General features: G+C 43.9%; 20 protein-coding genes. 11 read left to right on the top strand and 9 right to left on the bottom strand.

Annotated features, from left to right (window positions below; translation table 11 throughout):
* Nucleotides 1–116 precede the first annotated feature (116 nt).
* Nucleotides 117–1400, top strand: coding sequence for a peptidoglycan DD-metalloendopeptidase family protein (locus KJB35_RS16635; protein WP_025768471.1), 1284 nt, complete (start codon nt 117–119; stop codon nt 1398–1400).
* 106 nt (nt 1401–1506) lie between these two features.
* On the opposite strand, the gene KJB35_RS16630 is transcribed toward KJB35_RS16635, so the two are convergent.
* Complete coding sequence (locus KJB35_RS16630; protein ID WP_005375494.1) at nt 1507–3327, bottom strand: bifunctional diguanylate cyclase/phosphodiesterase; 1821 nt, start codon at nt 3325–3327, stop codon at nt 1507–1509.
* A 183-nt stretch (nt 3328–3510) separates the two neighbouring features.
* Nucleotides 3511–4398 carry a LysR family transcriptional regulator gene (locus tag KJB35_RS16625; protein WP_213907600.1) on the bottom strand — a complete coding sequence of 296 codons (888 nt, stop codon included), beginning with the start codon at nt 4396–4398 and terminating at the stop codon, nt 3511–3513.
* Between the two features lie 105 nt (nt 4399–4503).
* Between KJB35_RS16625 and KJB35_RS16620 the strand changes: the two genes are divergently transcribed.
* The 3 genes from KJB35_RS16620 (at nt 4504) to KJB35_RS16610 (ending at nt 6489) form a co-directional block, all read left to right on the top strand.
* The gene (locus KJB35_RS16620) at nt 4504–5697 is read left to right on the top strand and encodes a multidrug effflux MFS transporter (protein WP_206952745.1); all 1194 of its coding nucleotides are present in this window, start codon (nt 4504–4506) and stop codon (nt 5695–5697) included.
* Between the two features lie 176 nt (nt 5698–5873).
* Nucleotides 5874–6221, top strand: coding sequence for a hypothetical protein (locus KJB35_RS16615; RefSeq protein WP_005375501.1), 348 nt, complete (start codon nt 5874–5876; stop codon nt 6219–6221).
* A 133-nt stretch (nt 6222–6354) separates the two neighbouring features.
* The gene (locus KJB35_RS16610; protein WP_017635854.1) at nt 6355–6489 is read left to right on the top strand and encodes a hypothetical protein; all 135 of its coding nucleotides are present in this window, start codon (nt 6355–6357) and stop codon (nt 6487–6489) included.
* Between the two features lie 127 nt (nt 6490–6616).
* On the opposite strand, the gene KJB35_RS16605 is transcribed toward KJB35_RS16610, so the two are convergent.
* From KJB35_RS16605 to KJB35_RS16595, 3 genes are all read right to left on the bottom strand, one after another.
* Nucleotides 6617–7231 carry a glutaredoxin domain-containing protein gene (locus tag KJB35_RS16605; protein WP_005385185.1) on the bottom strand — a complete coding sequence of 205 codons (615 nt, stop codon included), beginning with the start codon at nt 7229–7231 and terminating at the stop codon, nt 6617–6619.
* Between the two features lie 43 nt (nt 7232–7274).
* Nucleotides 7275–8132 (bottom strand): DMT family transporter, encoded by an 858-nt coding sequence (locus KJB35_RS16600; protein ID WP_005375542.1) that lies wholly within the window; start codon nt 8130–8132, stop codon nt 7275–7277.
* 464 nt (nt 8133–8596) lie between these two features.
* On the bottom strand, nt 8597–9574 hold the full coding sequence (locus KJB35_RS16595) for a porin (protein WP_053350491.1): 978 nt from the start codon (nt 9572–9574) through the stop codon (nt 8597–8599).
* A 609-nt stretch (nt 9575–10183) separates the two neighbouring features.
* On the opposite strand from KJB35_RS16595, the gene KJB35_RS16590 reads away from it, so the two are divergent.
* The gene (locus tag KJB35_RS16590; RefSeq protein ID WP_158173152.1) at nt 10184–11242 is read left to right on the top strand and encodes a porin; all 1059 of its coding nucleotides are present in this window, start codon (nt 10184–10186) and stop codon (nt 11240–11242) included.
* 221 nt (nt 11243–11463) lie between these two features.
* Nucleotides 11464–12078 carry a fumarylacetoacetate hydrolase family protein gene (locus tag KJB35_RS16585; protein ID WP_017635857.1) on the top strand — a complete coding sequence of 205 codons (615 nt, stop codon included), beginning with the start codon at nt 11464–11466 and terminating at the stop codon, nt 12076–12078.
* Here the strand turns inward: KJB35_RS16585 and KJB35_RS16580 are convergent.
* The 3 genes from KJB35_RS16580 to KJB35_RS16570 all read right to left on the bottom strand — a co-directional run bounded on the left by KJB35_RS16580 (nt 12075) and on the right by KJB35_RS16570 (nt 14003).
* On the bottom strand, nt 12075–12386 hold the full coding sequence (locus KJB35_RS16580) for an AzlD domain-containing protein (RefSeq protein WP_005385193.1): 312 nt from the start codon (nt 12384–12386) through the stop codon (nt 12075–12077). The genes KJB35_RS16585 and KJB35_RS16580 overlap by 4 nt on opposite strands.
* Entirely contained in the window at nt 12386–13096 is a 711-nt protein-coding gene (locus tag KJB35_RS16575) for an AzlC family ABC transporter permease (RefSeq protein ID WP_136976478.1), read from the bottom strand. Before KJB35_RS16575 ends, KJB35_RS16580 begins: the two co-directional genes overlap by 1 nt.
* Before the next feature lie 79 nt (nt 13097–13175).
* Complete coding sequence (locus tag KJB35_RS16570) at nt 13176–14003, bottom strand: AraC family transcriptional regulator (RefSeq protein WP_062730936.1); 828 nt, start codon at nt 14001–14003, stop codon at nt 13176–13178.
* 229 nt (nt 14004–14232) lie between these two features.
* On the opposite strand from KJB35_RS16570, the gene KJB35_RS16565 reads away from it, so the two are divergent.
* Complete coding sequence (locus tag KJB35_RS16565; protein WP_017635859.1) at nt 14233–14865, top strand: LysE family translocator; 633 nt, start codon at nt 14233–14235, stop codon at nt 14863–14865.
* 79 nt (nt 14866–14944) lie between these two features.
* Nucleotides 14945–15367 carry a GNAT family N-acetyltransferase gene (locus tag KJB35_RS16560; protein ID WP_005375519.1) on the top strand — a complete coding sequence of 141 codons (423 nt, stop codon included), beginning with the start codon at nt 14945–14947 and terminating at the stop codon, nt 15365–15367.
* Nucleotides 15368–15465: 98 nt separating this feature from the next.
* Here KJB35_RS16560 and KJB35_RS16555 read toward each other — a convergent pair whose 3' ends face one another.
* A complete protein-coding gene (locus KJB35_RS16555; RefSeq protein WP_213907601.1) occupies nt 15466–17160 on the bottom strand; it encodes a phospho-sugar mutase in 1695 nt (564 codons plus the stop codon).
* A gap of 330 nt (nt 17161–17490) precedes the next feature.
* On the opposite strand from KJB35_RS16555, the gene coxB reads away from it, so the two are divergent.
* Genes coxB through KJB35_RS16540 form a run of 3 tightly spaced genes read left to right on the top strand, consistent with a single transcriptional unit; the run spans nt 17491 to nt 20842 of the window.
* A complete protein-coding gene (gene coxB, locus KJB35_RS16550; RefSeq protein ID WP_005385208.1) occupies nt 17491–18654 on the top strand; it encodes a cytochrome c oxidase subunit II in 1164 nt (387 codons plus the stop codon).
* On the top strand, nt 18651–20282 hold the full coding sequence (gene ctaD, locus KJB35_RS16545; RefSeq protein ID WP_005375510.1) for a cytochrome c oxidase subunit I: 1632 nt from the start codon (nt 18651–18653) through the stop codon (nt 20280–20282). The genes coxB and ctaD overlap by 4 nt, the downstream gene beginning before the upstream one ends.
* Nucleotides 20283–20302: 20 nt before the next feature.
* On the top strand, nt 20303–20842 hold the full coding sequence (locus KJB35_RS16540; RefSeq protein WP_005385211.1) for a cytochrome c oxidase assembly protein: 540 nt from the start codon (nt 20303–20305) through the stop codon (nt 20840–20842).
* The last annotated feature ends 44 nt before the right edge of the window (nt 20843–20886 follow it).

The following is a 20886-nucleotide window of genomic DNA, read 5'->3' as shown; positions in this document are numbered from 1 at the left end:
TTTTGAGTTCTGTAAAAATTCAGTATTTTCTGCGCTAGATCTCGAAATTTCCTAGTGATTTCTTATTCGGGAATGCATAAGCTATGAGCCTTGTTTGAAAGGAGATAGTAATTCCCGTGTCTACAAATGAAATTACAAGACGGTTGCCGAATCTGACAAGTCGTAGAGCGCTGCTGTTATACTCCTTGCCAGTTTTAGTTGCGATTGGTGTTTCTCACTCTCTCAAAGAGTCATCTTTAACCAAAACCATCGCATTGAACCTACCTGAATCTCAGGTCGTTGAAAAAATTCTTGATGCGACAACTGCCGAAGTTGTCACTCCCCCGAACTTCGAATATCAAATCCAAGCAGGTGACAACCTAAGCACTATTTTTAGTCAGCTCGGTTTCGGTTACAGCTCGTTAATGAAAGTAATGGAAACGGATTTGAACTACTTGGCACTTGATACACTTAAGCCGGGCAATACGCTCCGTTTCTGGCGTGATGATGCAACAGGCGAGTTAGCGAAAATGGAACTGCAATTTTCTATTGCAGATAAAGTGGTCTACAAGCTGAATAGTGATGGTAGCTATGACTTTACTGATATTTCCATTCCTGGCGTGTGGAGCCAAGAACCTTTAGTTGGCGTTATTCAAGGCAGTTTTTCTTCTTCTGCGAGTCGTTTAGGTTTAACGTCGGCGGAAGTGAGTCAAGTCGTAAGCTTACTCAAAGAACAACTTAACTTTGGACGTGATCTTCGTGCAGGTGATCGATTTGAAGTTGTTCGTCGCTCACAAAGCATCAATGGTGTACCAACAGGTAAGAACGAAATTGAGGCGATTAAGATTTATAATCGCGGCCGCGAGATCACCGCTTACCTTCATACTGATGGTCAATTCTACAATGCCAAAGGTGAAAGCTTACAGCGCGCATTCCAGCGTTACCCTGTAAGTAGTCGTTGGCGTATCAGTTCTGGCTTCAACCCTAATCGTTTACATCCAGTAACGGGGCGTGTTGCGCCGCACAACGGCACTGACTTTGCTGTACCAACCGGTACACCAGTCGTTTCTACTGGTGATGGTACAGTGATCATGACTCGTAAACACCCCTATGCGGGTAACTACGTGGTTGTTGAGCACGGCAGCAAATACAAAACCCGTTACTTACACCTAAGTAAGATTTTGGTGAAGAAAGGGCAAAAGGTTTCTCGAGGCCAGCGTATCGGTCTTTCTGGTAAAACAGGTCGAGTGACTGGACCACACCTTCACTATGAGTTGATTGAATACGGCCGTCCAGTTAACGCTATGCGAGCAAATATCCCAATGGCGAGTTCTGTTCCTAAGAAAGAGATGGCTACTTTTGTCGCGAACAGAGATGAAATGGATAGACTATTACGCGATAAAGAGAAAGCAGTGCTGTAATAAAGTACTTCGCTTAAAAAACAAAAAGAGACTAAGCATAGCTTGGTCTCTTTTACTTTGTGCATTAACTAGATTTGAATTCTATGACAGCAGTCTGTTCAGTACGTTAGGCACTCCGCACTTCACGTTCATTTATCAGGTGTACGATTTCTTCAACACTGTGTGGACGAGAGTAAAAGTAACCTTGGATGTAGTGGCAGCCCATTTCAATTAACTTTTGTAGTGCTCTATCGTCTTCTACGCCTTCGGCAATCAAATCCACATCAAGCAGCTCTGCCAATTGTGCTATCAAAAACACTACTTGTTCAGAGGTTGTATTTGAGAGCATGTTCTGCACAAAGGTAGCATCGATTTTGATGCTATCAATCGGATAATTGTGTATATAGTTCAAGCTTGAGTATCCCGTACCAAAATCATCCAGTGCGACTTTAAAACCCAAGTATCGCAACGAGTTAAGTACCATCTGTTCACGGCCACTTTGTGAGAGTAAGACGGTCTCGGTGAGCTCTATAACAAAGTCTTTTGCTTCGTGCTGATACTTTTCAACCATGTTGGTTAAGTGATTAATATAACGGTTGGAATCAACCAGCTCATACGCTGAGCAATTGATGGAGAGTTTGACTTTATAGCCTAGGTTCGCTTCGAGTTCTTGCTTTGCGATACACGCGAGTTCAATAATCCGTTCACCTAACTCGATAATCAGGCCTGATTGTTCGGCAGCTTCAATGAACTCTGCTGGAGAGATATTTCCATAGATATTGCTATTCCAACGAGTCAAAATTTCAAAGTAATTCCAGCGGTCGCTCGTGATATCGACGATCGGTTGAACCACTACATACAACTCATCGCTGTCTTGTATATCAGTACTTAGCTGGATTCGCATTGCCTCAATAAGCTGCGTCCTACGGTGGTATAACGCACTAAGGTGTGTGTCGTAATGCTGAATCCGTGTATCGCGGTGTTTTTTACAATCTTTGAGAGCGAGACTGGCATTCAAAATCAGCTCATCGCTGTTCAACATATGTACTGGGGCACGCGCAATACCAATACTAACGGTGAAAGAAATCCGGTTAGATTTGTCGCTGTAGCCACTTTCAATTTTGTCGAGTACTTCCTGACACACGGCTACAGGATCTTCGTCGTACGTGATGAAGGCGAATTCATCTCCTGCGACACGGAACGCATTGTTTGGCGACGACAAGCTCTGTTGAATGGCGTTAGCTGTGAACTTAATGATTTGGTCGCCGATATAGTTTCCGTTGATATCATTGATCGATTTGAAATTATCGATATCAAGATACGCCAAACTGAATGGGCGAGTCGCCTGCTGCGTTAATGTCTCCAAGGTATCAGCTAAACAGCTACGGTTGAGCAGTCCAGTTAGGTTATCATGCGATACCTCATAGCTAAGCTGATTAAGAAGCTTATCTGAACGTTCACTGACCCACTTTTCACGTAAGCTATGAATAATGACATTGGCATAAAATCGGTGGAAGTCGAGGATATCTTGCGCTTCTTTCGCGTGGATGCTTCGGGTAAAGGTAGACAGTAAAATTCCCAGAACTTCGCCATTTTGTGTCTTCAATGGCAGGCCAATGTAAGCTTGAATGCCATCTTCTTGAAACATCTGATCTTCAGGAAAACGCTTGTATACCTGGTCTTGATAGAAAATATGTTCGCCAATGTCTTTCGCCACTTTTTCACAGGGGGTGCCTGAAAGGTGGTAGCTTAGGTTGTCTGTAATTTTTCCATTGCTGGCGAAGGAAATGGTATGAGCCGAATGCTGAAGATGCGCAACTTCTACAACGCAAGTGCAATGGCTCTGCAAGTGTTGATGAATATCTAGCGTGACCCGGTTTAGCTGAGCCGTGCCGTTTAGCTTCAATATCTCATCAATTTTGTGGAAACTGATTTGTACCTGACCCATTGAGCATTTCACCTAGCGTTGTTATTAACATATCGTGTAAGACACGACGAATTATTATTTGATATGCATCAAATAAACTATCGGTTACTAAGGCAGATTTTTCAAATTTTGTGAACGAACAAATCATTATTTTCATGTTTTTATGCTTGAACCTTTTAAAGGTATAGCGATAAAAACGCTAAGCTAGGCGCACTTCTCCTCTTCTAATCGTGATTTGAGATAATCGAGGAACAGCTTAGTCCGGGTATGCTGATAATCCAGCTTTGGATAGTAGGCATATACAGTGGCTTTATCCGCTGTGATATCGGGCAGGATAGGGACTAACGCGCCGGATTTGAGATCATCTTTGATCATGACGTTGTTCGTCATCAAAATACCCATGCCTCTTTTGGCACCATGAAACAGCGCTTCTGGGTTGGTCGTGGCAAAGTTACCGGACAAGCTGATACGTTTGCCTCGATTTGTTTTGATTTCTCGTGAGGGTTTTTCTCCCCAAATCAGGACATTATGCTCTGTCAGATCCTCAACGCATTGTGGTGTTCCATATTTTTTTAGGTAACTAGGTGCGGCGTAAAACTGTGCTTTATGTTCGAAAAGCGCTGTGGCTTTGAAACTTAGAGAGTTCAGTTGCTCTAATTCCCGGCTAATAAATAGGTCTAAGCTTAGCTCTGGCAATTGGCCTGGTAGCGTTGTTGTTAATTGAAGTGTGATGTCTGGATATTTCTCAAGAAAATCATCAAGATAATGAACTAGAAATTTAGAACCAACGGCCAGCGTTGCCCCAATTTTTAATAGCCCCGCTGGTGATTGGTTGACTGAGCGAGTTTCATCTAATACCGATTGCCATGAATCAAGCTGACTTTTTGCTCGTTGATAAAACAGAGCACCAGCTTCAGTTTGGCTAATTGAGCGGGTCGTACGTTTGAGTAGTTGAACGCCAATTTTATCTTCTAGCCATTGAACTCGCTTACTGATAGCTGAGCTGGTGGTATTGAGTTTCCGCGCTGCTGCATTAAAGCTACCTTCTTCGACCACACGAATATAACTCTTCACGCTTTGAATCCAGTCCATTGTATCTCCTTGGGAATTAATTCCTTTCCAACTTAGCTGATTATCATCTTAGAGTATCAAATATACACTGTTTGCCATCAATCTGTCACAAAGTAGGAGGAACGTTTGCGTAAAACACCATTGTTATTAGCGATGATGATCATCGCCACAGGCCAAGTTGGCGTTAGTATTTATCTTCCTTCTTTGCCATTGATTGGTCATGACTTGAATTTGCCGCAACATTCGATTCAGAATCTCGTCACGCTATTTCTCATTGGCTTCGGTATCTCTCAGCTTTTTTACGGCCCATTGTCTGATGCGATTGGTCGTCGGCCGGTGTTTATTCTGGGGCAAAGTGTATATCTAGTTGGTACGGTTATTTGCATCGCGTTTTCGGACAACATTGTTGCCCTTGAAGCGGGACGGTTACTGCAAGGCCTAGGAGCGGGCAGCGCTTCGGTACTTGGTCGGTCAGTACTGCGTGATAGTTATGACGGTATGCAATTAACCAAAGCGCTATCTTATATTTCAGTCACTGCTTCAGTGATGCCAATTATTGCTCCGCTGTTTGGTGGCTGGATTGCTTTTCACCTGAGTTGGCATGCTGTCTTCGTGTTTGTACTGATTTACTTAATGGCAATTTTTACACTTGGTTTATTGGTGCTGCCAGAAACGCTGCCTTATCCGAAGAGAAAATTTAAAGTAGGCGAAGTAAGCGCGAACTATTTGCGTCTGTTAACGAATACACAAGTGATTGGTAGTGCGAGCTACAACTGGCTTAGTTATTTATCGGCTCTGGTTACGCTCTCCTTGTATCCATTTTTAATGCAACAAGAGTTAGGATTAACGGCGGCAGATTACGGTTCTTTGATGATCATACCGTCAGTTGGTTTGCTGACGGGTAGCTTAGTGCTGAATTTGATCAATGCTCGTTACAAAGCTCAGCAAATCTTGCTGATGAGTTTCGCGATTGTTGCTGTTGCTGGCTTCATGTTGTTGGTTACCCCCTTCAGTGTATTTTCATTGCTGACGGCATTCACGTGTTTAAGTTTTGCCCAAGGCATGTCATTCCCAGTATCGATTAGTTTGCTACTCTCGCCACATAAGCAACAGGCAGGCGCGGTTTCTGCGTTATCTGGCTCTATTCAAATGTGTTTAGCAGGTTTGTTTGGTGGGTACTTAGTAGACTCATGGGTTACGAATCAGCAGCAGCTTGGGGTGTTTTATTTGTTTATTGCGTTACTTTCTTGCTTTGTTCTTGTACTAAGCCAATTTCGTAAAGTGCCAGAAGGGACGGTTCAAGCAGAAACTTCCATCTGAATATACTTGCAACCAGAAGGTCGGCTTTCTAAAATGCGCAGCTAAATTAAGTCTGGCTTGTTGTGTATACTGAATGACTTGGTTTGAAAGGAAGAGGGCGAACCTTGATACTTCTCTCAAGCTTGGAATACATTTCTGCCCAATGGCTATCCGATCTCTAATCGTTAGGTGAAAGAATGCAACAAAACGAATTTGAAACACTGGTAAAAGAAATTACTCAGCAAGAAAGCATGCCAAAGGCACTTGAAATCTTGAAGGCGTGTGAGGAAGAAGAAGTTGCACAAGCGGCGCAATCCCTAACGGGTCAGTTTGGCCTTGCAGAAGTTGATGGTGAGAAACGTATTTACCATATTACCACTCAAGAAGATGAGTCCGGAGAAGAGCAAGAATACGTAGAGCACGTCATGAATGAAGGCGATCACTTGATCAAGTTTGCTGCGTGGTTCTTTGAAACATTCTTTGAAATCAAACAGAAAGATACGTACGTCGCAGCGGGTAAAACATACCAACAACCTAAGCGATAGACGCTCATTTCAAGAAATCCACGAAAATCAAACTGAAAGTTAATTACAAAATAAATGTGACTGGAGTCTTGTTTTTATCTAATTATGGTGTAAAATTACAACATAGTTAAGTCAATACATTCAGGAGAAGGTCATGGGTAACGAACTTGGTGGTGCTTATATTGGCCAGATGATTGCAAAAGACGCGATGCACAAAGCGCTTTACGGTAAAGCGAAGAAGAAAAAAGCTTCTGTTTTTGCTCGTGTTATTAAAAAACTGGCGAAATAATTTAAAAAGCCCTGATTGAAAAATCAGGGCTTTTTGCTTTTCTCTGTTTTGTTGTTAGTAAGTAGCCAACATATTGCACAACATTGGCAAAACGCTACTCAAAGACTGATGACATTTAAATCTAGAATTACGCGGATTGGCTTGGTATCTCCACAACATTGTTAGGCACTTTATCTAGCCCCTTTGCTGATAACCACTTTTCTAAATCGTCAGCGCCTCCAATATATTTTCCATCTAACCAGATTTGCGGCACTGTTACCGGTGTTTTTTCGCCAATGATGGCTTTTACTTCAGGAATCATGCGGTATAAGGCGGCGCTGTCTTTAACTACATCATGGTACTCATACTGAACGCCAGCCTCGTCAAGTAATTGTTTGGCTTTGACACAGTAAGGGCAAGTTGCTTTACCATAAACAATGTTGCCTTTTAGCTCATCGCGTTTTACCCACTCAGCAATAACAGACTGTACAAGCACACCCCGATTCAATGCTTCTCCTTGGCTGATAACTTTCCCTTCGACAAGAAGAATGGGTGCATGCCAAGCACCAGCTTTTAATGGTTCCCACCAGTGCGATAACCAATCTTTTACTTCAAGTTCAACGGGCACATCGGCTAGTTCGTTTTCAAAAGTATCCTTTAAAATATCTTTGGTTAATGTACATTCACCACAAGGAATATTGACTTTGAATGGGCCCCAACTACCAGCCCAGCGATACAGTGTAATTTTGATTGGTTGACTCATATGGGTTCCTCATTTCCTTTCCTGAAAATATAGAACTTTTAAATTAGATTTTTCTTTCAACTAACTTTGTCTTTTTCGCTTCCCAATGCGTAATAAACGCAATAGATGCAATAATAATCGCAGCACCTAACCATAAACGACCAGGTGGCACCCAACCAAACACCAACCAACCAGCAACAACATTCAAAGGCAGTTTGGCGTGATCAAATGGTTGCACAAATGAGGCGTCTGCTACTGCATATGCTTTAACGATAGCCCATTGAGCGAGTGCTGTAAGTGCACCTGCGGCTAAAAGCACACCCCATATCGTCCACGTATCTGGCATAGTAAACGTCGGTATCGCTAACAAGATATTAAATGGTGTTATCAGCAGCAATAAATAGACAACCATGGTTGATGGCGGATCGTTTACCGACATTTTTTTAACCATTAATGAATACGCTGCCCAGAAAAATGCGGCGCCAACAGGGAGCAGGGTCGCCCATGTAAATGAGTCTGCCCAAGGCTCAAGAATGATCATGGCACCAACAAACCCCGTCAATGTCGCTAACCAGCGTGCAGTACCTACTTTCTCTTTGAGTAACAAGCCAGAACCAACTGTGGCAAATAACGGGGAGGTCATGAGAAGTGCAATACCTTGCCAAATTGGAACTGGGTAAGCGAGAGCCCATAACCAAAGTTGAATCCCGATAACAGAGAGAAAAATGCGGAATGCATGCCAGCCAAAGTGTTGGGTTCTTAAAGAACGTCTAATCCCAAGTGTACGTAGGTAGGGCAGAATAACAAATAAGGCGATTGCATATTGGAATAACGCAAATGTGGTGGAAGAGACACCAAAGTTGATGCTAGCAATTTGGGCGAAGCTGTTCACTATGGCGAATGCCAAGCCAGCTGTTAGCATCCAGGACGCACCTTGAACAGGATGATGATTCAATTGAAAAATTCCAGTTTGATAGAGGTGGCGGGATCATACGTCCTATTGTTTTTCGCGCCAATAAAAAAATGCCTCCCAGAGGGAGGCGACATTACCAATTCAAAGGACGTGCCTGTTATAACAGGTACAAAGAACGAGAAGCACAAACGCTGCCATGCATTTGCATAAATAATACTGCAGAACACGTGCCAACTTTTATCTGTTTGATTTTAAATGTTTTTTTGGTTTTTCTATGTTGTCGATTAGATCAAACGCACTAACTTAGTGAGCAATCGCATTAAAAGAGGGCAGAAGTAGGCGTCGTTACGGTCGTTTTTCATTGCTGAGCGATGCTTCGATAGTGTGAAAACTTATCGAGTTGTGTTGGGTTACATAAAAAATGGCCAGCAAAGGTGCTGGCCAAGTGGACTCGCTCTTAGGACAAGAGTGAATTAGAAATCGTAACGTACGCCTAGGCGTAGTGTGTCTTCACCTTGAACCACTTTCACTTTACCATCTACTACATCCTTCTTTTCATCGAGTTGGTTGATGTAGTAAGACAGGTAAGTACGGAAGTTACTGTTTAGTTTGTAGTAACCAACGAGCTCGATCCCTTCAACGGTGTCGTATTTTGGACCGTTGTCTTGATCATTCTCTTGAGCTGTGTATAGCGCAGCAAGGGTCACTTTGCTCGCTACTTTGTAGCTTGCTACTAACTCGTAAGCCGTAAAGTCTTCAGCGTCCGTCAATGAACCTTGAGAGTAAGTACCTGCTAGGTATAGGTTATCCATCGAGTAGGCGATACCACCTAGAATTTGGTCTTCAGAGTTGTCTTTATTTACGTCGCCACCAGAATATGCAAGACCGAGGTCTAGGCCCATTGGTAGTGAGTACATTCCAGAGATGCCGTATTTATCTTCGTTATCGCTAGAGTTTGCTTGGTAGGTTGCTTGAAGTTGTAGTGCATCAAACGCACCACGGTATGCGAAAACGCTGTCTTGCTTATCAGACGACGAATCAATAACTTGCTGAACACCAGAGAATTCAGTGATATCCGTCATGTCAGAGATGATGACTGCAGCCATGTCTTGACGACCTACAGAGAAAGCACCGATATCAGAGTCGACGCCTGCATACATGTAGCGGTTTTTGAATTCACTTTTGCCCGTTTTTTGTTCGGCTTCGTAAACACCGAAAGCAGAAAGGCCGTTGCCGATGTCTGTTTTACCTTTTAGGTTAAGACGAGCACGGCTTTTATCTTCCATGGAACCTTCAACTTCAGCACCGTCTGAACCGATGAAGTCACCACGAAACTCAACGCGGCCGCCAACTTTTAATTCAGTACCGTCGTTTTTGTATACAGTTGCTGCGAATGATGGTGCTGATACCAATGCTGTAAGAATTGCAGTAGTTAGTGCTGCCTTTTTCATTTTCTTATTACCCTAGTTGTAATCGATGGGCTTTCTTGCCCGATGTGTTGATGACGCTAAGGTAAAGGCTGAAAATGAAAGATAGATTTCTGTTAAGTTATGATTTGATTGCACTTTTATTGCTGGCGAGAATAAGTGCCCCTTCTCATACCACTTATAAAAAGAAAGGTTTATCTTTTTTGAGGTTTTTTCCTCTCCGTTAAAGACTGTGTTTTTTTCAAAAAGTTCCTGAATTGTTTCTTGACCCTAAATGTAAGTAAACATTTCAATTTGGCAGGGAAGTTTGGCCTAAAAATAGCGAATCATCAGCTATTTGTGAGCTAACTCTCTCTAAAGCATTTCTTATTGTAAGGTTTTTATTTCTCGATTTTTTGAAGGCTAAGTAAACGATTGCTTTTTAGGTTTTGTCTGAGATCTTTTCACTCGGTTGTCAGGAACTAATCAAATAAAGTGTCGGCAGTTGTTACACAAAGGTAAAACTAATCTGGTGGAAACGATGCCTCGGATAGCCTTTGTATTCCTCTCTTTGTTCATCATTTCGTTTTTACGAAAGTGAACCAAAGCCGGGTCTAAAACTGACTAACCAACTAATAAGTAATGGATTTAGAAATGAATAAAAAATTATTAGCAACGGCAATCGCGGCAGCAACCTTCGGTACTCAAGCAGTTGCAGTGGAACTATATAATAACGATGGCACAACATTTTCGATGGGCGGCCACGTTTCTGTTAATTTAAATGGATCAGAGCAAGGTGACACGGATGTGGGTACTAACTCTCCTCGTATCAATATCTCTGCGACACAGGATTTGGGTAATGGCTTCACCGCAGACGCACGTGGTGAATGGGCGCTAAACTACTTAGACGGTGGTGAAGAGTCGTTTAAAACTCGTCTAGGTTACTTAGGTGTAACGCATGAGGTTTATGGTCGTGCAGTAGGTGGTACGCAATGGTCACCTTACTACGATGTCGCAGGTATTGCAGATATGCCAATCGCGTTTGCCAACGACTTCATCTATGACGATCATGGAAACCTTGGCACAGGCCGTGCGGATAAAATGCTTTCTTACCGTAATGCCATCGAGTTGGGTGAAGCGGGGGTGATCAACTTTGGTCTTGGTTGGCAGGGTGCAAACGATGATTACACGCGCAACGATGCTGGAGTTATAACTGGCGGTGCTAAATACGATGACCGTGTGCAAGCTGCGCTTTCTTACTCAATCATGGGCGCTAAAATCGGTTACTCTTACAATGGCGGCGATTTCCAGCACCCTGCATATGCAGGTAAGCACACGGCGGAATCACACGTTGTATCAGCATCTTACGGTGCGTACGGCCAAGGCCTATTCCTTGCTGCGGTTTATGGTTCAAACGAAAACATGAACTTCAGTGTAAAAGGTGACCGTTTAGAAGAAAGTGATGCGTACGAGGCGATCATCGCATACGCTCTGGCGAACAGCCTAAACTTGAGTGTTAACTATGAGATGGTGGAAGGTAAAGAGTTTAAGAACTCTAAAACAGAAACTGCTCGTGAAGAAATGGCACTACAAGCAGAATACAACTTCACGCCTAAATTTGTTGGTTACGCAGGTTACCAGTTTGACCTAAATGACGACAATGGTCGTGAAACTGATGACAAATGGGCGTTAGGTGCTCGTTACTACCTATAATAGGGTTTAGCGAGAACTATTATTCAAGCTCATTGATCTAAAGCCAGCCTCGTGCTGGCTTTTTTGTCTATTTGTTTTACAAATACTTTGCTGTTTCAATTAGATGATACAAAACTCAAAACGGGGTGAATGTCTTATTTTTTACACTAGAGGTTGCTATTTAGTGTCGTTAAGTCAATAGGTTAGATTATGATGGGATTTTTGTTTTGCAGGGAAGAATGATGAGTGTTATTCAAGTTGAAGAAAAGAAAGTAGAAGTGGGTAAAGTGCTTTGTGTTGGACGAAATTACGTTGAACATATTCATGAGCTTAATAATGCAATGCCTGAGCAAATGGTGGTATTTAATAAACCCGCAACTTCCGTATCAACAACTCTGCGTTCATTCCATCAAGAGCCCCTTCATTATGAGGCTGAAATCTGCTTTTTGATCAAGGATGGACGTTATTCAGCGGTTGGTTTGGGATTGGATCTGACCAAGCGTGGTTTGCAATCCTCGCTTAAAAATCAGGGGTTGCCGTGGGAGCGTGCTAAGGCATTTGATGGCTCTGCCGTGTTTAGTCGGTTTGTCTCTTTGGATAACATTGATATCAATGATCTTAACCTTGAGCTCTTAATTAACTGTGTTCGTGTACAAAAAGGTCACGTTAACCAAATGCTCTATCCGCCGCTAACTATCCTGGATGAATTAACCAGTTACACAACACTTCAAGATGGCGATGTAGTGATGACTGGTACACCAAAGGGCGTTGGTGAGGTACATGAAGGTGACATCTTCCTTGGTCGATTAAAGTGTGGCGATGTCACCTTGTTGGAGATTGAGTGGTTGGCGGATTAAAGCCAAATTCGCAGAACGAGAAATACCACCATACTGATAACTGTCGTTAAAAGAACATTTTTAGTAAAATAAGCGATTAAAGCAGCCAGTACGGCAGCCAGTAAAAATGGGTTTTGCACATTGACGCTGAGCTCCCCATCGGGAATGAAAACGATAGGTGCCCAGATCGCAGTCAGTACTGCTGGGCTAGCGTAATTGAGTACTTTTTGAGTGCGCGTCCCTAATCGCAATGGCAGCTTGGGTTCTAAAAACAAGTAGCGGCTGGTGAAAACAAGTACCGTCATCAGTAAAATAGCCAACATGATCATTAGCGTTTCTCCTTTACTTGTTCCACAAAGTAACCAGTAAGCATGGCTAAAATGCTCGAAATCATCAAACTTCCCTCAATTTGATAATAGGTTAGGGCAACCGAGCTCGCCAAAGCCACAATAACACTCGCGAGTACCGCTGCATTTTTAATGGTGGGTACTACTATCGCGATAAAAGTTGCGGCCACAGCAAATTCCAAACCCATTTCGTTCAGTTCAGGGATTAGACTTCCCGCAATAATGCCTGTCAATGTCGCGACATTCCAAAACAGGTAAAAACTCAGACCAGCCCCAAGTGCATACCAGCGATTAAACTGTTTATCGGAATGGTGGCCTACAATCGCAAACAGCTCGTCAGTAAGTAAGAAGCCGAGTGATAATCGCCATTTTAGAGGGAGCGGTGCAATTTTACTGCGCATCGATACACTGTAGAGGAAATGTCGAGAGGTGATAAAAAACGTTGTCAGTAACATGGTCACTAGACCTGCTCCGGTTTTAATCATTCCCATCGCGACGAGCTGTGCAGAACCTGCGAACAAAATGGCGGATAGTGCTTGTCCTTCCAAAGGGTGAAGCCCAGTATCAATTGCGAATGAGCCTGCGAGTAAGCCCCAAGGGAGCACTGCGATACTCAGAGGCATCATCGCAAGTGTACCTTGCCAAAATAGCGTGGCTTTTGATTCTTTTTGTAACGGCAAAGTGTGGTCCATAGTTTCTTCTTATTTATTCCTAAATCAGATTACCAAGATAGCTCGGTAGTCGCATAACGCCTTGTACAATATTGCTGCTTTAGCTGTGACGGACGTATTGGCCGGGAGTGACGCCCATGGCTTTTTTAAAGTGTCGATGCAGATGGCTCTGATCATGGAAGCCGCATTCTTGTGCCACGTCTGAAATTTTTTGTCCCATTTTTAGTAGCTTCTTCGCCATACGTAAACGTTGCTGAATTTGATAGGCATGAGGCGGAAAGCCAAATTGCTTTTGAAACTCTCTCAGCAGATGAAAAGGGCTTAATCCAGACAGTTTCGCGAGTTCTTCTAGTGAGACGTCCATTTGTGGAAAGTCTTCCAAAAATTCTCTGACGAGCTGCACTTGTCGCTGAGCTCTGGTTGACTCTTTCAGTGGTGCCCGATGAGTGCTGTGTTTACTGGCTAGCTTGATCAACGTGCCGTAAACCAAAGTTTCTCTCAATAAACGGTTGTCTGATTTTTCTAGTGTTTCAAATACCAGTCGTAACTGACTAGCCAGCTCAGGATCGTAAACCACAGGTTGAGGGAAATAGGGCAGAGCTACATTTGGTGAGCCAAGCTCTTGTCCTAAAGTTTGAAACTGCTGAGGTACGGGGTACATTGCTTTGTATTCCCAGCCGCCTTCCGAGGCTGAATGCCCGTTGTGTACTTCATCTGCATTAACAAGGATGATGCTGTCCTGTGGCGCGATATGATTCCCGCCCGTCCTAAAAAATTGTTGTGCCCCTTTTTCGATGACACCAATAGTGTAACCTTCGTGGCTATGGCGTGAAAAATTCTGCTTCTCATACTTTGCATCGAGAAGTTCTAAACCGCCGAGCTCTTGAGCTATCTTGAAGGTAGCGATTTCCTTATTCTTTTCTTTCATCTTTATCCGGTCTGCTCAAGAAAATCATTTTAGAAGTGTAACGGATCCATCGTGCTTATTTTTGTACAAAATTGCTATTCGATTTTGATAAACAGGCGAATTGATTGCAATTTTTCAGCTGGGCAAACTATGATTTTTATTTTTTGAATTATCTTGGCTATTTTAGGCTGGATGATGTCATTTTGTTGGTATAACATTCGCCGCCTTGTTGTAGAAAAGCGGTTCCATCATGATTGATTTATCTGTACTTCCTGTTTATCTCACCGCAGTAGTGGCTTTGTTACTGTTACCAGGGCCCGATATGTTGCTGATAGCGAGCTCTAGTATGAGTTACGGTAAGAAGGTCGGTCTTTTTGCTAGCTTAGGCAATGCGACGTCTGGTGTTATTCTTACTTTGCTTGCTGCGATGGGCGTATCTACCCTGATTGCCATGAGCCCAATAGCCCTTAAAGTCCTTCATCTACTAGGTGGCGCTTACTTGTTAAAAATGGGTTGGGACTGCTTACGAGCTGAGGCATCTTCGGCTCCAGAGCTTGATGGTCAAAACAAAATAGCATCAACTTATTATCAACGTGCTTTGATGAGTAATTTGCTCAACCCTAAAGCCTTGGTCTTTTTTGTGATGTTTTTGCCGCAGTTTGTCTCAAGCAATATCACGGCATCTTCCGGTGAGCAGATGCTAGCGCTAGGGTTATTGTTGAACGTTCTTGGCTTGTCATTCAATTTATTACTTGTTGGGTTAGCAGGCACATTGGGCAAAGGGCTGCTCGAGAACGAAAAATTCCGCACGTATCAGCATAAACTAATGGGGTTAGTGTTTGTTATTCTGGCGTTGTGGATGCTGAGTAGTTTCGCCTTGTAAAGTTATCATATTCCATCAGAAAGCCAGCAATTGCTGGCTTTTTGTTTTAGGATATTGGTGTTTCCTAAGGAGAGGATATATGAAGCTTGAATTTTGTTTAAATCCAGATCAAACAGACCTTGATTTTGTTCGTGAAGGTATTCGATCTTATAACCGACTGCATTTACCTGAAGGGGAAGTGCATGCTGTAGGCTGTTTCGCAAAAGATGAGAATGGCAAGATCATGGGTGGCTTGACTGGCGAAATGTTTAAAAATACGGTGTTTGTTGAGTTTTTGTGGGTAGACGCTGAAAGTCGAACCTCTGGTCTCGGTAGCCAATTAATGTCGATGCTAGAACAAAAAGTAAAGCCTCATGGGGTTACCCATGTTTATTTGGATACCTACAGCTTTCAAGCTCTTGAGTTCTATCTCAAATTGGGTTTTGAGAAAGTGGGGCAGTACTCAGGCTATCCTGCAGAGGGCATCCACAAGTACTTTCTACAAAAGGAAATTGTAGGCTAGGGAAAGCACGGGTTAGCTTGACTTGTTCTAGTGAAAATCAAAAAAGAGGCGCGAATTTGCGCCTCTTGTTGTATCAAATATCTATGTTTCTCTTTGACTTACAAACTTTGCTGGTGCGCGTCGATAAGTTCGTTCATCTTCGCTTCTGCTGCTTGCTGTGCTTGTTCATAGCTCATATCCGCAGGGAAGAGGTTGATGACTTCGTAGTAACATTTTAGTTTTGGCTCAGTACCAGAAGGACGAACAATCACGCGTGATTGATCTTCTAGGTGATAAATCAATACGTCACTTGCTGGTAAGTCAATGGATTCTTCAGAGCCGTCGTCAAACATGCGAACCGATGTTTTAAGATCTTCGGTTACTGCAACTTTTTTACCAGCAATCTCTGTTGGTGGATTGGCTCGGAGTTTGTCGCCGATTGGTGGAGAGTTCGGGTCGAGAGCGATGCTGCGTTGTGCGTTGAAGTAGAAACCGTGCTCGCGGTACAGCTCTTCCAGTTTATCCCACAGTGTTTTGCCTTGCGCTTTAAGCTTGCCTGTTAGCTGTGAAAACGCGACGATTGCAGATAAACCATCTTTATCCCACACCTTGTTACCCACGGTATAACCGAGCGCTTCCTCATAAGCAAACAAGAATGGGTTGGTTTCTGTCTCTTGTTCCATGGCAACGTTAGTAAGCCATTTAAAGCCAGTTAATGTTTGATAGTATTGTGCGCCATGTGCCTTAGCGATGCTGCTCAGCATTCTTGAGGATACGATGGTGTTGCCAACCAAAGCGTTAGGTTGCTGTTCCAGCAAGTAATCGCCAAACAGTGAACCCACTTGGTCGCCGGTTAACATCTGATACTCGCCATCTGGGCGTTTAACTGCCACGGCAAAACGGTCTGCATCTGGATCGTTCGCGCAAGCGATATCGGCATCTACGGACTTACCTAATGCCATCACCATGTCCATTGCACCGGCTTCTTCAGGGTTTGGGAAGTTGACGGTTGGGAAGCTTCCATCAGGTTCGCGCTGTTCCTTAACACTTGCCACTTTTTGGAAGCCTGCGTCGGCAAGTAGCGTTTCCGCCATATTCGCGCCAACGCCATGCATCGCAGTGTAAGCGATAGAAATATCGGTGTTGTTGTCAGGAGTAAGCAGCGCGTTTTCATTCATTGTCTTACGGTAAGTTTGGTAGTAGTCGTCTTCCAACCAAACTAACAAACCGTGCTGTTTTGCATCATCGAGAGACATTAAAGGTAATGGCTTCGTTGTTGCGTCATCAATTTTCGCTGCGATTCCAGAGTCGTGTGGAGGAATAATCTGTGCGCCATTTTCCCAATATACTTTGAAGCCATTGTATTCTGGTGGATTGTGGCTGGCAGTAACAACAACAGCGGCCGCAGCATTCAATGTACGGACACCAAACGCAACAATTGGGGTTGCTGCAACGTCATACGTTAGGTAAACCTTGATACCAAGGGCCGTCAGTACGGATGCGGTATCATGCGCGAATTGTTTTGAATCGGGACGACCGTCGTAGCCAATAACGACACCACAACTCGCGGCATCTTTGACTTGCTCAAGCAAATAGTTCCCTAAACCAGTGGCGGTCTCTTGAATCACCAAGCGGTTCATTCGGTTTGGACCTGCGCCCACTTTGCCACGTAAGCCTGCAGTACCAAAGGCAAGGCGTGAGCCAAAGCGATCAGTAAGTTCTTGTTCATTGTTCGTATCGACGAGGTGTTGTAGCTCTTCACGAGTCTTAGGATCAGGGTCTCGTTCTAGCCATTGCGTAATTAGTGCTGTCATATCAGTCATTCCTTAGTAGGGGGAGCCTACTTTCTTGGACACTTCGTTTGGTAAGTATCTCAATGTTTTCTTTTAAATCAATGTAAATGGTTCTCAATTACATTTCAAAGAGGGCAATCGATAAACCGAATTAATTTTTCTTATCCGAACAAAATTTAATCATATTTAATTTCTTGAAGAACCTTGGAACTATAACTAGCCTTTTAACATAAATATAACAAACCGTGTCGAAATCGTAGTTTTTGTGATTTTTCGTAAAGTTGTTCGATATTTGCATCGGGACGCAAGGAAGCTCGCGTAGGCGTAGCGGCTGAGCAGAGGAGAGATCTTTTGAAAAGATTAACGACTACTCTAGCCTTATCACTGAATGTGATTTTAATCACATTTTCCTCTTTTGGTTGGTCAAAGGAAAATGACTACAACATGACAAAAGGGGTCACAGAGATAAGTGGGCAAGTGTATGAATTACATATGCTGATTTTCTATATCTGCTGTGTAATTGCTTTGATTGTTTTTGGTGTGATGTTCTATTCCATCTTCCGTCATCGCAAGTCAAAAGGAGCAGTTGCCGCACATTTCCATGAAAGTACAAAAGTGGAAATTATTTGGACGGTCATACCCATCATCATTCTTGTCGCTATGGCGATTCCCGCAACGAAAACTTTAGTCGCAATGGAAGACACAAGCCAATCGGATATCACGGTCAAGATCACAGGCTCGCAATGGAAATGGCATTACAGCTATTTTGGCGAAGATGTTGAGTTTTTTAGTTTGCTTGCCACCAGCCAAAAACAAATTGATGGAATCGAAGCTAAAGGCGCACATTACTTACTGGAAGTAGACAACCCTTTGGTGTTGCCTGTGAATCGCAAAGTGCGTTTTTTGATGACTTCTGATGATGTCATTCACTCTTGGTGGGTACCGGACTTTGCCGTCAAGAAAGACACCATTCCAGGTTTTATTAATGAAGCATGGACAAGAATTGATGAGCCAGGCGTATATCGCGGCCAATGTGCGGAGCTATGTGGTCGTGCACACGGATTTATGCCAGTGGTGGTGCATGCGATGGAAGAAGAAAAGTTCGATGAATGGCTAGCGAGTAAGAAGGAAGAACTCGCACTTCAAAAAGCGGCGGCACAAGAAGCGCTCTCTCAAGACTTATCTATGGATGAATTGATGTCGCAAGGCGAATCGATATACACGGCGCGTTGCGCTGTGTGTCATCAGGCAAATGGTGAGGGGATTCCGGGTGCATTTCCCGCGATTAAAGGCAGTCCTATTGCAACCGGAGATGTTACAGAGCACATAGATATTATTGTCAACGGTCGCCCGGGCACCGCAATGCAGGCTTTTTCTAATCAGTTAAGTGACAAAGAAATTGGCGCGGTTATCACATATCAACGAAATGCATGGGGCAACGATACTGGCGATACAGTGCAAGCATCCGATGTGAATGCCTTTAAGGCACAAGGCAGTGCTAAGGAGGAAATATGAGTAAGCCAATAGATAAGGCAGTGAAGTCTGCGCCAGCAGAAGCCAGTGCGAACAGTACCATTGCGATCGATGATGGTCACGAGCATCATGCACCCCAGGGCATCACTCGTTGGTTGTATTCTACAAGCCATAAAGACATAGGCACCCTCTACCTTTGGTTTAGCTTTGCGATGTTTCTAACAGGTGGTGCGATGGCAATGATCATTCGTGCCGAACTGTTCCAGCCAGGGCTACAGCTAGTCGATCCGCAGTTTTTTAATCAAATGACCACGGTACACGGTTTAGTGATGGTATTTGGTGCGGTGATGCCAGCATTTACTGGTCTTGCTAACTGGATGATTCCGATGATGATCGGCGCTCCAGATATGGCGCTGCCGCGCATGAACAACTTGAGCTTTTGGATCTTACCTTTTGCATTTCTTATTTTGTTGAGCTCGTTGTTTTTACCTGGCGGCGGTCCTGATTTTGGTTGGACGTTTTATGCTCCGCTGTCCACGACTTATGGCCCGGATAGCACTGCGCTGTTTGTATTCTCTGTTCATATCATGGGTATCAGCTCCATTATGGGCGCGATCAACGTTATCGTGACGATCGTAAATATGCGAGCTCCGGGAATGACTTGGTTCAAGTTACCAATGTTTGTTTGGACTTGGCTAATCACCGCTTTCTTGTTGATCGCGGTTATGCCGGTACTAGCGGGTGCGGTGACCATGGTTCTTACTGACAAATATTTCGGGACTAGCTTCTTTGACGCAGCTGGTGGTGGTGACCCGGTAATGTTCCAACACATCTTTTGGTTCTTTGGTCACCCAGAAGTGTACATCATGATTTTACCGTCGTTTGGAATCATCTCCGCTATTCTGCCTGCTTTCAGTGGTAAGAAGCTGTTTGGTTATCATTCGATGGTTTACGCGACGTGCAGCATTGCATTGTTATCTTTCCTTGTGTGGGCGCACCACATGTTTACCACGGGGATGCCAGTTTTTGCTGAGCTCTTCTTCATGTATTGCACTATGCTGATTGCGGTACCAACGGGGGTTAAAGTCTTTAACTGGGTTGCCACCATGTGGCGTGGAGCCCTGACATTTGAAACGCCAATGTTGTTTGCCATTGCCTTTATTGTGCTGTTTACCATTGGTGGCTTCTCGGGACTGATGTTGGCGATTGTGCCGGCGGATTTCCAATATCATGACACTTACTTCGTGGTTGCCCATTTCCATTATGTGTTGGTATCTGGTGCGGTATTCTCGATCATGGCAGCGGCATACTACTGGCTACCTAAGTGGACGGGCAATATGTACGACCACAAGCTGAGTTTATGGCATTTCTGGTGCTCAATTATTTCCGTCAATGTCCTGTTTTTCCCAATGCACTTCCTAGGCTTAGCAGGCATGCCAAGGCGCATACCGGATTACGCCATTCAGTTTGCTGATGTTAATCAAATAGTATCAATTGGTGGGTTTGCATTTGGGTTGTCACAACTGATCTTCTTATGGTTGGTGATCAAGTGTATTCGTGGCGGGGAGAAGGCTTCTGCAAAACCGTGGGAACGTGCGGAAGGCTTAGAGTGGACAGTGCCAAGCCCTGCGCCACATCATACGTTTACTACACCGCCTAAGATTGACTAGCAAAGAGTGGGGTGAGTGACATGAAACCGAATCCATCAAACAAGAAGCTCACAGTGAAGTTGCTTTTGGCGACCCTGTTAATGTTTGGCTTCGGCTATGCACTAGTCCCACTTTATGACGTGATGTGCGACGCACTGGGAATCAATGGAAAGACAAGTGAAGTAGCCGCCATTCAACCGACAGGTATGCAACCGGACATGAGCCGAACTGTTCGCGTGGAGTTTATGGCGCATGTAAGCCCAGATATGCCTTGGGAGTTTAGACCCAAAGTGATTTCGATGGATGTTCACCCAGGTGAAGTTGTGCAAACCGAATACCTTGCATTTAATGAAAGCGGGCAGAAGTTGGTGGGGCAAGCCGTTCCTTCTGTTTCTCCCGGGACTGGAGCTGCTTACTTCAACAAGATTGAGTGTTTTTGTTTTAACCAGCAGCCCCTGGATGGTAAACAGCAAGCTCAAATGCCGTTGATTTTTTATATCGAACCGGACTTGCCAGAGTCTATACACACGTTAACGCTGTCTTACACACTCTATAAACTTCCCCCTCCTACAGGCTCTTAGCCACTCAGGGAGAGAGATACAGACCAAGGTTGGTCAGTAAGGAG

The sequence above is a fragment of the Vibrio sp. D431a genome (assembly GCF_030248655.1).
Lineage (GTDB): Bacteria > Pseudomonadota > Gammaproteobacteria > Enterobacterales > Vibrionaceae > Vibrio > Vibrio alginolyticus.
The sequence above is the reverse complement of the archived record's forward strand: the minus strand, read 5'-3'. Positions and strand labels throughout refer to the sequence as shown.

What these genes read in the sequence shown, in the direction of transcription:
- KJB35_RS16570 (WP_062730936.1), bottom strand. Translation starts at nt 14,003, where the DNA reads ATGAAAGAAAAGAATAAGGAAATCGCTACCTTCAAGATAGCTCAAGAG.
- KJB35_RS16600 (WP_005375542.1), bottom strand. Translation starts at nt 8,132, where the DNA reads ATGCTAACAGCTGGCTTGGCATTCGCCATAGTGAACAGCTTCGCCCAA.
- KJB35_RS16630 (WP_005375494.1), bottom strand. Translation starts at nt 3,327, where the DNA reads ATGGGTCAGGTACAAATCAGTTTCCACAAAATTGATGAGATATTGAAG.
- KJB35_RS16605 (WP_005385185.1), bottom strand. Translation starts at nt 7,231, where the DNA reads ATGAGTCAACCAATCAAAATTACACTGTATCGCTGGGCTGGTAGTTGG.
- KJB35_RS16585 (WP_017635857.1), top strand. Translation starts at nt 11,464, where the DNA reads ATGAGTGTTATTCAAGTTGAAGAAAAGAAAGTAGAAGTGGGTAAAGTG.
- KJB35_RS16565 (WP_017635859.1), top strand. Translation starts at nt 14,233, where the DNA reads ATGATTGATTTATCTGTACTTCCTGTTTATCTCACCGCAGTAGTGGCT.
- KJB35_RS16610 (WP_017635854.1), top strand. Translation starts at nt 6,355, where the DNA reads ATGGGTAACGAACTTGGTGGTGCTTATATTGGCCAGATGATTGCAAAA.
- KJB35_RS16575 (WP_136976478.1), bottom strand. Translation starts at nt 13,096, where the DNA reads ATGGACCACACTTTGCCGTTACAAAAAGAATCAAAAGCCACGCTATTT.
- KJB35_RS16625 (WP_213907600.1), bottom strand. Translation starts at nt 4,398, where the DNA reads ATGGACTGGATTCAAAGCGTGAAGAGTTATATTCGTGTGGTCGAAGAA.
- KJB35_RS16615 (WP_005375501.1), top strand. Translation starts at nt 5,874, where the DNA reads ATGCAACAAAACGAATTTGAAACACTGGTAAAAGAAATTACTCAGCAA.
- KJB35_RS16580 (WP_005385193.1), bottom strand. Translation starts at nt 12,386, where the DNA reads ATGATCATGTTGGCTATTTTACTGATGACGGTACTTGTTTTCACCAGC.
- KJB35_RS16595 (WP_053350491.1), bottom strand. Translation starts at nt 9,574, where the DNA reads ATGAAAAAGGCAGCACTAACTACTGCAATTCTTACAGCATTGGTATCA.
- KJB35_RS16590 (WP_158173152.1), top strand. Translation starts at nt 10,184, where the DNA reads ATGAATAAAAAATTATTAGCAACGGCAATCGCGGCAGCAACCTTCGGT.
- KJB35_RS16555 (WP_213907601.1), bottom strand. Translation starts at nt 17,160, where the DNA reads ATGACAGCACTAATTACGCAATGGCTAGAACGAGACCCTGATCCTAAG.
- KJB35_RS16540 (WP_005385211.1), top strand. Translation starts at nt 20,303, where the DNA reads ATGAAACCGAATCCATCAAACAAGAAGCTCACAGTGAAGTTGCTTTTG.
- KJB35_RS16560 (WP_005375519.1), top strand. Translation starts at nt 14,945, where the DNA reads ATGAAGCTTGAATTTTGTTTAAATCCAGATCAAACAGACCTTGATTTT.
- ctaD (WP_005375510.1), top strand. Translation starts at nt 18,651, where the DNA reads ATGAGTAAGCCAATAGATAAGGCAGTGAAGTCTGCGCCAGCAGAAGCC.